Source organism: Dethiosulfovibrio peptidovorans DSM 11002 (genome assembly GCF_000172975.1).
Classification (GTDB): Bacteria; Synergistota; Synergistia; order Synergistales; family Dethiosulfovibrionaceae; genus Dethiosulfovibrio; species Dethiosulfovibrio peptidovorans.
In genome coordinates this window covers 803,884-817,096 of sequence record NZ_ABTR02000001.1, presented here as the reverse complement: position 1 = coordinate 817,096, position 13,213 = coordinate 803,884, and the positions used below count along the sequence as shown (strand labels likewise).

Annotated in this window: 8 protein-coding genes; 2 read left to right on the top strand and 6 right to left on the bottom strand. The window is 52.0% G+C overall.

The window, feature by feature from the left end; translation table 11 throughout:
- Positions 1–5: 5 nt before the first annotated feature.
- From DPEP_RS03955 to DPEP_RS03935, 5 genes are read right to left on the bottom strand one after another with little or no spacing between them, the layout of a single operon-like run.
- Positions 6–1,331: a UDP-glucose dehydrogenase family protein gene (locus tag DPEP_RS03955; RefSeq protein ID WP_005659791.1), complete on the bottom strand. Its 1,326-nt coding sequence runs from the start codon at positions 1,329–1,331 to the stop codon at positions 6–8.
- Positions 1,332–1,360: 29 nt separating this feature from the next.
- Positions 1,361–2,569 carry a glycosyltransferase family 4 protein gene (locus DPEP_RS03950; protein ID WP_005659790.1) on the bottom strand — a complete coding sequence of 403 codons (1,209 nt, stop codon included), beginning with the start codon at positions 2,567–2,569 and terminating at the stop codon, positions 1,361–1,363.
- Complete coding sequence (locus tag DPEP_RS03945; protein ID WP_420805893.1) at positions 2,566–4,446, bottom strand: polysaccharide biosynthesis protein; 1,881 nt, start codon at positions 4,444–4,446, stop codon at positions 2,566–2,568. The genes DPEP_RS03950 and DPEP_RS03945 overlap by 4 nt, the downstream gene beginning before the upstream one ends.
- A gap of 12 nt (positions 4,447–4,458) precedes the next feature.
- On the bottom strand, positions 4,459–5,766 hold the full coding sequence (locus DPEP_RS03940; RefSeq protein WP_005659788.1) for a GumC family protein: 1,308 nt from the start codon (positions 5,764–5,766) through the stop codon (positions 4,459–4,461).
- 22 nt (positions 5,767–5,788) lie between these two features.
- A complete protein-coding gene (locus DPEP_RS03935) occupies positions 5,789–7,984 on the bottom strand; it encodes an SLBB domain-containing protein (RefSeq protein ID WP_005659787.1) in 2,196 nt (731 codons plus the stop codon).
- Positions 7,985–8,202: 218 nt separating this feature from the next.
- Here DPEP_RS03935 and DPEP_RS03930 point away from each other — a divergent pair, with 218 nt between their 5' ends.
- Together DPEP_RS03930 and DPEP_RS03925 are read left to right on the top strand one after the other, a co-directional pair.
- Entirely contained in the window at positions 8,203–8,898 is a 696-nt protein-coding gene (locus DPEP_RS03930) for a Synerg-CTERM sorting domain-containing protein (RefSeq protein WP_005659785.1), read from the top strand.
- Positions 8,899–9,002: 104 nt separating this feature from the next.
- Complete coding sequence (locus DPEP_RS03925) at positions 9,003–11,162, top strand: YjbH domain-containing protein (protein ID WP_005659783.1); 2,160 nt, start codon at positions 9,003–9,005, stop codon at positions 11,160–11,162.
- A gap of 15 nt (positions 11,163–11,177) precedes the next feature.
- Here DPEP_RS03925 and DPEP_RS03920 read toward each other — a convergent pair whose 3' ends face one another.
- On the bottom strand, positions 11,178–13,169 hold the full coding sequence (locus DPEP_RS03920; RefSeq protein WP_005659781.1) for a TonB-dependent receptor plug domain-containing protein: 1,992 nt from the start codon (positions 13,167–13,169) through the stop codon (positions 11,178–11,180).
- Positions 13,170–13,213: the final 44 nt, after the last annotated feature.

Genomic DNA, 13,213 nt, shown 5'->3' with positions numbered 1-13,213 from the left:
TTTGTCTATTCTCTGCCTATTCCATAATAAACGAAACCCAGATCCGCCATCCGGTCCGGTCGATACTGGTTTCTTCCGTCGAAAATAACGTGCTCCCTCATCAGATCCTTCATCCTGTCGAACTCGGGACGGCGAAATGGAAGCCATTCGGTAAGCAGGATCAGGGCATCGGCGTTCTCCAAAGCTTGATAGTTATCGTCGCAGTAGACTATGTTCTCCGTATTCGGCAACGCCGCCTTGGCGTTTTCCTGCCCCACCGGATCGTAGGCCCTGACAGTTGCCCCTTTTTCAAGCAGCCATGGAATTATGTCCAGCGCAGGGGCCTCCCTTATGTCGTCCGTGTTGGGCTTGAAGCTGAGGCCCCAGACGGCGAAGATCTTGCCCGATATGTCCGCTCCGTAGTGGCTCAGTATCTTATCGAAGAACCACTTTCTCTGGCTCTTGTTTATCTCCTCCACCGATTCCAGAAGGGTCATCGGGACTCCATGGCTTCTGCCGGAGTGAATGAGGGCTTTAACGTCTTTGGGAAAGCAGGACCCGCCGTATCCCACCCCGGGATACAGGAAGGCCGATCCTATCCGACCGTCGCTTCCCATTCCGTGGCGAACCTGGTCTATATCCGCTCCGATTTTCTCGCAAAAACGGGCGAGCTGGTTCATAAAGCTGATCCTGGTGGCCAGCATGGAGTTGGACGCGTATTTGGTGAGCTCCGCCGATGGTATGGACATGAATATTATCCGGTCTTCCCTGAAGCTGAAGGCGGAAAACAGTTCTCCCAGAAGATCGGCGGTTTTCTGATTGTCCGTCCCTATGACCACCCTGTCGGGGCTCATGAAGTCATCTATTGCCGAGCCTTCCTTTAGGAACTCGGGGCAAAACGCCACGTCGAAGTCGAGGTCGTCCCGTCCCCTTATCCCTAGTTCCTCCGAAACACACAGCCTCGCCTTTTCCGTCGTTCCCACCGGAACGGTGGATTTCACCACCACGACCTTGTAGTCTTCCATGGCCGATCCTATCTGTCTGGCCGCATCTAAAACGTACCGGAGGTCGGCGGAGCCATCCTCTCCAGGAGGCGTTCCCACGGCGATGAAAACGAAAGGACTGTCGTCCAAGGCTTCCTTCAGGTCGGTGGTAAATCTGAGCCTTCCCTGTTTTACGTTACGGGAGACCATATCCTCCAGGCCCGGTTCGTATATGGGAATCTCTCCGTTTTTAAGTCGTTCTATCTTGGATCCGTCCACGTCGACACACCAGACGCTGTGCCCTACCTCGGCAAGGCAGGTTCCCGTCACGAGTCCGACGTAGCCAGTTCCTATCATGCAGATGTGCATCTATTCAGCTCCTTAGGTTCTATTTATTTTTATGCTTGATTTTCAATTATAGATATCAATTTATCGGCAAGAAGATCTCTGTCGAACAATGCCATGCCTAATTGTTTTGATTCTGCAGACGTTTCTTTTTGCCTTTGTGTGTCAAGGATAAATTTGTTTATTTGATCTGCTGCTATTTTTATGTTTTTAGGGTCTAAGGCGAGTCCGATGCGATGTTTGGAGATTAAATTATTTTGCCAGCCGCCATAGTTTATCCCGATTGGACGACCAGCTGCTAGAGTGTCGAAAAACTTGTTGGCTGAGTTTTTCCACATCGCTTTTGTATTAGTAAATAAAGATAAGCTTAGATTGCATGCAGAGAGCCATTGCGGTATCTCTGTTTTCTGTACGGGGTCTAGAATGAACATGTTTTTATTGTAAGTGCCTGTCTTTTTTGAGAGAGATATAACTTGTTCTTTTTCCTTACCTGAGCCTATGGCTACGAAGCATATTTGAGGGTTTATCTTCAGCATTTGTTCGGCTATTTTTACCATGTAGGAAACTCCGTTTATTATGCCGAAAGTCCCTATATAGACTACAAGAGGTCTATCGTTCAGCCATTTTGTCTTTTTGCGTAGATTTTTGCCTGTTGATTTGGGAACGTCAAAAAGTTGAACGTCGCAACTGTTTGGTATTACCGAGACTTTTTCGATGGGATACCCCGTATTGGTTATGCCATCTCTCATTCCTGGCGAAAGGGCAACGATGTATTTAGAGTTTTTATAAGCGAATATCTCCAGTTTCTTTGCTATACATATTAGCAAGGGGTTTTTTAAAGCTCCTACAGCGATGGGCATCTCTGGCCATAAGTCTCTTACCTCGAAAATCATCGGGATTTTTAGTCTTTTAGAGGCGTATACGCCAGGTAAGGCTATTGTTAAGGGGGTGCTTGTCGCAAATAAGACATCTCCCCCTATCTCAACGGCTTTAAGTGCGGAAGCTATCGAAAATAAAAAGAACGCCTTTAGTCTTTTTACATAGGACATTTCATTATTATATGGCACAGGATACCAATGGACGTTTATTCCTGATTCCGAGGTTTCCCGCCATCCATAGGTTTCTTTCGTTGTTTCTCGATCGCTGGTTATTATGTGGACTTCATGTCCTTTCTTGACCATCCTACGGGCCATTTCGTAGGATCTGGTTCCTCCGGACATATTTGGTGTGTTGAAATATTGATGAAGATAGAGTATTTTCATCCTAATCTCCTCGTTTTTTCTTGAGCCTGTATATTATCCAGGCTTTCTAGAAGCAAAATAGGATCTGTTGTTTTTTGTTGGAAAACTATTGTGCTTAAACTTGGAGTGTAGCTGCTTGCTGCTTTGTCTAGTTTCGACAAAAATATTTTTTCGTGAGCGGTCCTGTCTATTTGGTTTGGGTTGTAGAACAACTCTTCGAACAGCTTTTCTCCTGGTCTTATTCCTGAAAATTTGATCGGTATGTCTTTGCCTGGTTCGTAGCCGTGGGATCTTATCATCATCTCCGCCAAATCGACGATTTTGACCGGTTCACCCATGTCCAGCACGAAAAGCTCGTTTCCTTTCCCTAGGGCCGAGGCCTGGAGTACCAGGCTTACCGCTTCCGGTATTAGCATGAAATAACGTTTCATGTCGGGATGGGTTACCGTAACGGGACCGCCTCTTTCTATCTGTCTTTCGAATTTAGGTATTACGCTGCCTCTGCTTCCCAGAACGTTTCCGAACCTGACCGCCATATATGCCGTGTCGGAAAACTTATCCTGAGCTTCCTGAATCAGCATTTCCGCAAGTCGTTTCGTGGCTCCCATCACACTGGTGGGGTTGACCGCCTTGTCTGTGGATATCATTACCATTCTTTCGACTTTATTTTCTCCTGCCAGTCTGGCTATGGTCCAGGTTCCCCAGCAGTTTACCCTTATGGCCTCATCCGGGTTGCACTCCATTAGTGGAACGTGCTTGTGGGCCGCCGCGTGAAAGACGACCTGCGGAGAGTATTTTTCGAACACCTTGGACATCTTCGTTTCGTCGGCAACGTCGGCGATTATAGGATGAATGGGAACGGTTACGCCCTCTTCCTCCAGCCCTTCCAGAAGTGTGTATATGGAAAATTCCCCGTGTCCCAAGGCGATTATTTCCGTAGGTCTGTGTGTCGCAACCTGGCGGCATATTTCGCTGCCTATAGATCCGCCCGCACCGGTTATGAGGACTGTTTTGTCTGTTATTACCTCTCCTATTCCCTTTAGGTCCAGCTTGATAGGCTCTCTCCGAAGGAGGTCTTCTATTCGAACCTTTCTGAGTCTATTTACCGTAACCGATCCTTCCGCTAGCTCGTAAAGCCCCGGAAGAACTCTGATTTCCAGTCCGGTTTTCTCTATTTTTGCCAGTATATCCTGTATCTGTCCTCCCGAGAGGGAGGGCAGGGCTATAAGGACCATGTTGGCCTCGTATTTCCTTATGTGTCTGGGCAGGTTTTCTATGTTGTCCAAAACGGGAATTCCCGCCATGGATTTGCCTATTTTCCCGGGGTCATCGTCGAAAAAGGCCACCGGCTTGAAGCCCGACCCGGATCTTTTAAGGTCCCTTACCAGCAGGCAGCCGGCTTGTCCTGCCCCAACGATGAACGCCTTTCCCTCCGATGTTCGGCACGATGTTTCGGGAGTGCCGATGTATACGAATCTGAGGGATGCCTTTTCTATACACAAAAAGATGAAACCCAGAAATATGGATATAGCCAAACTGGTTCGAGGCACCTCGAAGGGAAGAACGAAGTGAGACATCAGAGTGAAGGCGACCGATGATATTCCGTAGGCCCAGGACATCCGATAAAACTCTTCGACGCTTGCCTGTGGCCAGTAAACTCGGTGGAGCCTTCCCAGGTAAAACCCTATCTGTATCGTTATTCCGAAAGCGATGCCGGAAAAAACCATTTCCGGCAGGTATTCACTGGGGATTTTGATGCTCAACCTGAGAGCATAGCCCGTGAACACCGCAAAGAATAGCAGAGAGGCGTCCAATACGGTTAAAATTTTGTTGTTGCTGCCGATTTTATGCCATTGATCTATCAGTTTTATCAGCGTTTTTTTCTTCAACTTGAACACCTCGGAAGGGGATTATCTTTTTTTGAAAAGAGACAGATGTTTCTTCAGCTCCGTCATCTTGGCGCTGCGTTCCGGATCGGACTGGGCGTTGGCTGCGAACTCCTTCAAAAAGGCCCCGAAAACCCCTATGAAGCCTCCGAGCACCGTTGCCAGGACCACTATTAGTTTTCTTTTTGGTTTTGATCTTCTTTCAGGCGGTTCCGCTTGGGCCAGCACCTGGACCACGCTGGGTTCCTGGGCCTCGGAGATCCTGGCGCTTTCGTACTGTTTCAGCAGCATTCCGTAAAGGGTTTCGTTGAACTTCATGTCTCTCATCAGTCGGAGGTATTCCAGCCCCGCGTCGGGAAGGTCTTTTATTGATATGTCCGATGGCATGGTGGAACCCGTGCTGGCCTCCATCCGCTTCAGCTGTTCTTTCAGGCTCGCCAGCTCCGATTGCAGCCTTTTTACCTTGGGGTTGTTGGCCGTGGCGAAGGTCTGGGTGGACCTCAGCTCCACCTCTTTTGCCGTTACCTCCGCCCTCAGTTTTATAAGTCCTTCCATCACCGCCGAGGTCTGTTCTCCTACGTCCAGTATTCCCGTTCGGATTTGGTATTCAGAGAGGTTTCTTTCAGCCTGAAGAAGGTTGTACTGGGCGTCTTTTACCTGGTCTTCCAGAAAGAGCCTCTGCTGCGAGGCCTGGCTGAAGGCAAGGCTCTGCATGAGTTCCTGAAGCTGAGCCACGTATTCGTTGGCTATCTCTGCCGCCAGGTCCGGCGAGGTGTCCGAGACTGAGATGGTTATTATGCCGCTTTTCGTATCTGCCGTGGCCGAAGTTGCGTTTGCCAACCCTCTTCTTATGTCGGACCGGAATTTAGGTTTCTCCTCCTCGGAGGCCGATTCCTTGGAGGGCAGGAGTTTTTCCTTTAAGGTATTGATTCCCTCTTTAATAGCCTCGACCGGAAGAGGGCCCGGTTCCGGTTCTCTGTCCATCAGGCCGAATTTGTCTATTACCTTGTCCAGCACCGGGCGGCTTTTGACTATCGCCACCAGGGTGTCGCTGGGGGTGGTTACCCCAAGCATTCCCGCCGCGAAGTCGGGAACCCCCATCTGAGCCAGCGCCGCCATGGCTCCGGATCCGCTTTGAGGAGGGATTACCTGGGTTTCCGCTCTGTAGATCGGTGTGGCCAGAAGGGCATAGGCTATCGCCAGAACGGCGAAAATGAAGGTAGTCTTTATTATGAACCATTTTCTTCTGGCCAGCACCAGCAGCAGGTCCAGCAGGTCTATTTCGTCTTCGTCGTAGTATTCCTGGGGCCTGGGCGTTTTGTTTTCGTCCATCTCTCGATTGCTCTCCTTCATGTCAGTCGTTCACTATGTTGTCTATCACGGCGAAGGACATGGCCATCTGAGAGATCATCTCTATGAGGTCCTTTGTCTGTCTGGCTCCTATGCCGCTGAGTATTTTCTGAGGCACCACTATGGCGTCCCCTTCTTCCACTATGGCAGGTCTGTTTTTTCTGTAGGCCTGGACGGTGCTGCCGTCGGCCCGCAGTATGTAGGTTTTCTTCCAGTTGGCGTAGCTGGCGTAGCCTCCGGCCATCTTTACGTAGGTGCTGAAGGGCTGTCCCGGCCGGAAGACCAGGCTGGTGGCCCTCTGGACCATTCCAAGTACGTGCACCGTGTTAGGCCTGGTGGGTATTATGAGCCTGTCTCCGTCGGTCATCTCTATGTCGTAGGGCGTGCCTTTCAGCATGGCGACGGTTTTGGGCAGGTCTATGACTATTCGTCCCGTGGCCTTGAGTCCCTGCACGTTTTCCAGGAACTGTTTCTGCATGTCCAGCTGCGACCTGGCTGCGTCCGCCGTGTCCGACTTCGTGGCGCTGTTGACGGCGTTCATCGTGGCCATGGACAGTTCCTGTCTCAGTCTGGATATGGTTTCGTCTATGTGGGCCTGCTGTCTTTCCTTTTCCGCCTTTCTGGTGAAGATGGCCCCTCTTCTGAAGGCTTTGTCTGTGAAGCCTCCGGCTCTTTCCAGGACGTTTGAGAGCGGTTCTCCTTTTGCGATGGTGTAGACTCCGGGGTATCTTACCTCTCCCTCTATTTTTACTGTTTTATACAGGTCCCACTCCGGAACGGTTCGGACGAAGATGTAGTCGTTTGTATCCAGCTTTATGTCGTCGGCCGGAGATCCTTTCATGGCCTGTTTTAGGTTTACCGTTATGTGTTCGGTTTTCGGGCCCTGCTGGGTTACCTTTACCCTGGTTATCTCCGCCGTGTCCGAGGCCATGTAGAGGAGTCCCCCGGCCCTCTGAATGACGTCGGAGAGCTTGGTGATTCCCTTTTCTATGGCGAACTCTCCCGGCTGTGCCACCGCTCCTGTGAGGTTGATGGTGACGTTGGCCACAGGAACAGGGTATATGCGGACGAGGTCGCCGTTTTGAAGGGGTATTCCACCCTGGGCGTCGGCGTCGAGGTTCACGATGTTTCCCTCGAAGGCTATTCTCTGCTGGTGGTCCTGAAAGCGCTCTATCTGGACTCGGCCTTTGTAGGCCCTCTGGGTGAGTCCACCGGCCATGTCTATCAGTTTGGCCAGAGGGATGTTCTTTCCCTTCATCTCGTAGACCCCTGGGGTGCGGATGTCTCCGGTTATGGCCGCCAGGTTGCCTACTGTGGGTATGAATACGACGTCGCCCGCCATGACCCTGGCGTCTTTGCTTTTATCGCCTTTCATAAGGAGGTCGTAGGCATCGAAGGTGCTTATGGTTTTTCCTTTCCTCTTAAGCTGTATGTTTCTCATGGTTCCCGAGCTGGAAGGGCCTCCTGACGCCATAAGTACGTTGACCAGTGTTGACAGAGAGGATACTGTGTAGGCTCCGGGGCGTCTGGCGTTGCCCGTTACGTATACCGTTATGGAGTGCAGCCTGCCCATGGTTACGTTTATGTCGAATTCGTTCAGGAAACGGGCGTAGGCTCTCTCGACGGCGTTTTGGAGCTGTCCGAAGGTCAGCCCTGCCGCTCCTATTACCCCCGCCACCGGCAGGGATATGGATCCGTTTCTGTCCACAGTTACGGAGAAGTGTCTTTCCTCCAGGCCCCAGACGGAGACGCGGATTTCGTCTCCAGGACCCACCACGTAGTCCGGACCTACCGGAACGTTTTGGACCGGGGCGAAGGTGGACTGAGGGGTTTTGAAGAAGCTGTCGCCATAGCGGGGTAACTTGGAGGTGAAGCGGTTTTTTTCTCCTCCAAGCAGAAAGTCTTCCGGTTCTTGCTGGTCTTGCGACAGGTTTTTCTCTGAGAAGGGCTCTATCTGTCTGTCTTTTAGTGTTTTGTCTTTCGATACGACATCCGGTCCCTTCATATACGCGCTGTCGCTTTCTACAAGGCTGGGAGCGGCTATGGATTGCATTCCCTCTATGTCCGGCTGACTTGTTTCATCGCCGTAGGTTTTTGCGCATGGAGAGAGTAACGTCAGGACGGTCGCTACAAACAGTACCGCCAGATGGGAAATAAAGTGATCTTTTATTTTTCGATGGCTTTTATTGTGATGTGACACAGGGTGATCCCTCCCAAAGATAGTTCGAAAACGGTGTGTCGATTATATGCGTTTATGTTATATTGCACCAGTCTCGTAGCCCGTTTTTCATGTATGCGTTTTTTTTACTTTTTTTCGGTTGAAATACTTGATACCAAGGGCGGAACAGGGTATATTCTAAGCGTCGCGTCGTTTTAATGTCTGAATACGAAGTACATATTTTACGGAGGTGTTGTTGTATGAAGAAGTTTCTTGTAAGCCTTTTGGCCGTAGCCGTGGTTCTGTCCATGGCAGGCGTGGTGTTGGCTGTCGATACCGGTCACGCTGGACATACCGATCCTACTACTCCGGGAGTTAAGACTCCTACCAGTGAGGACGTAACGGTTATCAGCACGGACGTTTTGAAGGATGCGCCAGTTGGAGTGGAGCTTGTTGTTGCGGATATGGAGTCTGATCCTGAGAAGCTTGCCACCGAGCTGGCCAACCTTCCTGGTTTCACCTCGAACGATATCTTTATCGATGACGACAATAAGGTTGCTGAAGGTCAGAGGGTTACCCCGGTTACTAAGCTGCCCTTGAGCGTTGATGTCGCTAGTGTAGACGATCCTCTGGTTTTGGGCCTTTCAATGGATTGGAACGCCAGTTATCAGGCTTTCCTGAGAGCCCACACTTCCGGTAAGGTGTCTGTCGATAAGAAAACTTACACTGTCAGCAAGGATAACTGGCGTGGTAAGCCCGTTGTGAGTCTGGCTGAGTCTGGAGACCTTGTGAAGCTTTCCATCTACTCTCCTGACCTGTTCTTCTCGAGCAACGACGTGGTTATAGCCAAGGTTGAAGCTCCTGCTTCCTCCGGTTCTTCCTCCTCCGGTTGTAACGTGGGCTTCGCTCCTATGGCCCTGCTTCTTGGTCTGCCTCTGTTCTTCCTGAAGAAGTAATTTTTCCAAACACGCGACGTCGCAGCCCCCCTAACGGGGGGCTTTTTTGATATGCTTGTTCCATCTGATCCCCTTTCGTTCGGGGCATGGGAGGTATGTGGACTATGAAAAGGGCGTTTTTGTCTTTGGCCCTGGCGTTTTTATCTTTATCTTTGTTCGTCTGCCCCGTTTTTGCCGTCAGTCCTTCCAACAGCGGCTTTACCGGGCTTTGGGAGTATCCCACGGCTGAGATGGCCGGGGACGGTAAGGGATGGGTTGGATGGTCCGAGTTTGCGCCCTACAGGTCTTATTACGTCACATTGGGATACCTGCCCTGGCTGGAGTACAATCTGCGTCTGACCAGGTTCGCTACGGGGCCTCTGATAAGCGAGGGATACGGTCGCTATAAGGATAAGGCGGTTGACCTTAAGTGTCTGCTTTTCTCTCAGGCCGATTGGTTGCCGAATATAGCGGTGGGCACTATGGATATGACCGGTACGGAGATACGGAAGGCCTATTATGCGGTGGGAACCTATACCTTCGATAAGTGGGCTTTTTCCCTGGGTTATGCTACCGATTCTTATGAGGGGTTTTTCGGTGGGGTAAGCTGGCAGGCGCTGGACTGGCTCGAGTTCAAGGCGGAGTATAGCCCTCTGGACTACACGAAGGATTATGTGTCCGGTAAGTATCTACACCCCGATCCCGCGGAGTCCGATTTCAACTACGGAGCGGTTTTAAAGTCTCCATGGGGTATCAACGCCACTGTCAGTTATCAAAGAGGCGAGGAGCTCTGTTACGGGTTTTATTATTCCTTCGATCTGAGCAAGCCTATTTTCGGAAAGGAGAGGGACAAGCCTATAGTGGAGGATCCCGATCGCGATGTGCCTTCTTGGAAAGAAGTGGATCTTCAGGCGATGGCCGAGAGGCTTCAGGAGATTCTAGGCACTAAGGGTTCCGGCTTGAGGGATGTGGCGGTTTTCGTCGGGGACAAGAGGGTCTTGGTGGCCTACGAGAATATAGGATTTTCCTCTCAGGCCGAGGCATTGGCCAGGGTTATGGTTATCTCTTCCTGGAATCTGCCCTGGGATATCGAGACTTTTTCCGCCGTCCCCAGGGTTAGAGGCAGGGCTACCTCCAGAGTGGATGTGTCCGGTTCTCAGTTGGGGTTGCTCAGAATGGGAAAGCTGAATCGATACGATGGTAACGCCGCCGATTTCTATTGGGTTTCCCGGTCCCTTTGGGGAACAAAGGAAAGCGAGACTTGGAATATCATGGTCGGCCCAGGTAAAAGCCGCAGGAACGGAGCTGCTGAGGTTAAAGTGGCTTTGGCCTACGAACCCAGGTTGGACAGGACCCTGGACGAGGATTATATGGATCGTTGGAGCCTGGATTACATAGGCAGGCTTAGAAGCTCTTCCGGTTGGGAGGTCTACCTTCAGATAAGACAGCCTTTGGAGAATTCCATAGACATATGGTGGGAACCGTCAGCGAACGATGAAACCAGGATATGGAAGGGTGTCTTGAGCTACCTTCATCCTATGGGCAACGGGGTTTTCGGCCTCGCCGAGGTCGGTTGGCTCGACGAGAGCTGGTTCGGAGCTAACGTCTGGGCTCGTTGGTACATGGGAGATTTCTGGGCCGGTGGCAGGTTTTCGATGTTTAAGGAAAGAGATCCCTATTCGTTTGCGTCCATGGCCGATTACAAGGTGAATCTGTACGGAGGTATAGATCCCGCCAACGGCGAGAACGACTGGGCTAACGCCATGTGGCTTGAAGGCGGTTATCACGACGGAGTTTACGATCTAGATCTGAAGGGTATGTATGGAAAGTTCATAGACGACGATAAGGGCTATAGAATCGACGTGACGAGACATTGGGACGATCGGTCCGTCGGTTTTTACTATACCAACACCGATGTCAAGGCTCCCGATAAAAGTTACACCAACATAGGGATGATGCTGGATCTGCCAGCGGATATGTGGTTCGGCGATTGGATGGGGGAGGATACCTCCACCGTTTGGCACCAGGAGTTTACGTTGCTTTCTTCCTGGAGTTTCTATTCCGGTCGCATCCCCGGCGCCTGGAAGACGCCTGAGCAGCTACTGGGTCAGCTTAGACCGGAGCTGCTGAGGCGGAATCTCTATCTTGCCCTGGACGATTACGGCCGTTCCCTGAGGGGCAGGTCGTCCTACCACGACGAGGTGCTCCGCAGTCACAGTCTGTACGATTACATAACAGGCGAGTATAGGGTGAAGGAGGACGGGGCCCTTTTAGGGGTTCAGTAGGGCCCCGTCGGTTTTTCAGAATTTGAGAGAGTATGAGAGGTGGAAGGTCCGTCCCTGAAGGGGATACCAGGGCTGCCTCTCGTTGCCGTAGTAGCCCGGGGCGGGAACTATCATCCGTTCCGGGCCTTCGTCGAAGACGTCGTCCACCCCGAAGACCAGAAGGCTGTCGTCGTTCAGTCTGTATCTCACTCCGGCGTTGACTATGGATAGGTCGTCGTAGATCGCCGTGTCGTCGTCGCTGTAGTAGTTGTCTCCGGTGAAGGTGTATTCGCCGAAGATCTGTGTTTTTTCGCTAAGGTCGTGGGTGAGTCTGGCGAACCAGGCCAGCTCCGGACGGTTTCTCAGCTTTTTGCCGTTTTTGACTCCGGCGGAGCGGTTTTCTCCGTCCATCCAGGTGCAGGCCAGGTTTAGTCTCCATCTTCCCCAGTCGAATGCGCTTTCCAGCTCAAGCCCTTCGACGTGTCCCTTTCCTATGTTGCGATACATGCTGTATCGTTGGTTGAGCTGTATGAACTCTATGAGGTTTTCCGTGTCCAGGACGAAGGCCGTCAGGCCGGTTCTGCCGCTCCAGGTTTCCCCTTCCCAGGTTTTGTGTATCCCCAGGTCGTAGTGGGTTCCCTCTTCCCATTCCAGGTCGGTGTTGGGAGCTATGCCGACTCCGTCGCCGTATTTTTCGTACATGTTCGGGGCTCTGTTGTATCTGCCGTAGGTCGCCTTGATCAGCCAGTCGTCTCCGGGTTTCCAGTTCAGCCCCAGGCTCCACGATGTGTGGTCCTCGTCGTCCTGGTAGTTCCATCTCACCATAGGTATCAGTAGGAGGTTTCCCATTTCGTCCAGAATTATCGTGTCCTGCAGGGTGGCAGAGGCGGAGTGCTGGCTGTAGTGGTATTTTTTCAGGTCTTTGTTTATCCGAAAGTAGTTTTCGTCTTCCGATATGTCCAGGGTTTCCTGTCCCCATCGGGCGGCCCATTCGAAGAAGTGTCTTTCTCCCGCCAGGAACGATCCGTTCAGGTCGGCGTTCAGTCTTTCCGTGTCGTATTCGGTGCGGTGGTTGCCCGGTACGATCGAGTCGAGGTCGCCGTCGGGGTCCCTGAAGGTTTTGTCCTGGGTTCCATAGGAGATCCGCCATTCCCAGTCTCCCTGGTTTTTGCCCAGAAAAAGGTCCTGCCTTGTGGTGGTCTGGTCGGTTCTGGCTATTTTGGTCGATGTGCTGTCGTATCCCGGGGCCGGCATTGGTATGTCTCTGTCTCTGTTTTTGTAGGAGTAGCCCAGGTCCCAGTCGGAGTTTTCCCAGCGGAGGGCAAGGCTTCTGTCGTCCCATCCGTTGTTGGTCCTGTAGGTGTCGTAGTTCAATGACGGGTTGCCCGGAACGGGGCGGTTCGTGTAGGGAAAGTCTCCGTCGGCGGTTCCCAGCTCGAATGCCATGGAGAGTTTGCCCTCTCCTACCGGGGTGGCGTAGTTGCCGCTGAGTCGTCTTTCTCCGAAGGATCCCCCCCCTGCCGTTACCGATCCCTGTCCTTTTTCCGGCCTTTTCGTGGTTATGCTTATGACCGCACCCATTCCGGCTACGCCGAATTTAGGCGGAATGTAGCCCCGGTAGATCTCCACTGTTTCGACGTTTTCCACCGGTATGGCCGACAGGTCCACCGCCGATTCGCTTCCCAGGTTTACCAGTATGTCGTCCACGTAGACCGCTACCTGGGCGGCGGTGCTTCCCCTTACCGACGCTACCGAGTAGCCTCCTCTTCCCTTGGCCTCTATGACGTGTATTCCCGCCGATTGTTCCAGCAGGTCCGGCAGGGTTTTGAACTCTCCCTTGGTCTTTTCCGGTTTTATGACCGTGACGGAGCCGGCGGATTTTTCCTGGTCCTCCATGAGGGTTGAGGCTGTGACGACGACGGGAGATACGGTTGTCTCCGTGGCCCAGGAGGGGACGGTCATGGCTGTGGCTGTCGCTATGGTCAGGGCGGCCAGGGTTCCCCTTTTCGTTTTCTTTCCGATTTTCATGTGGTCCTCCCTATGTGAAGGGAGGGCGATGTCTTCGCCCTCCC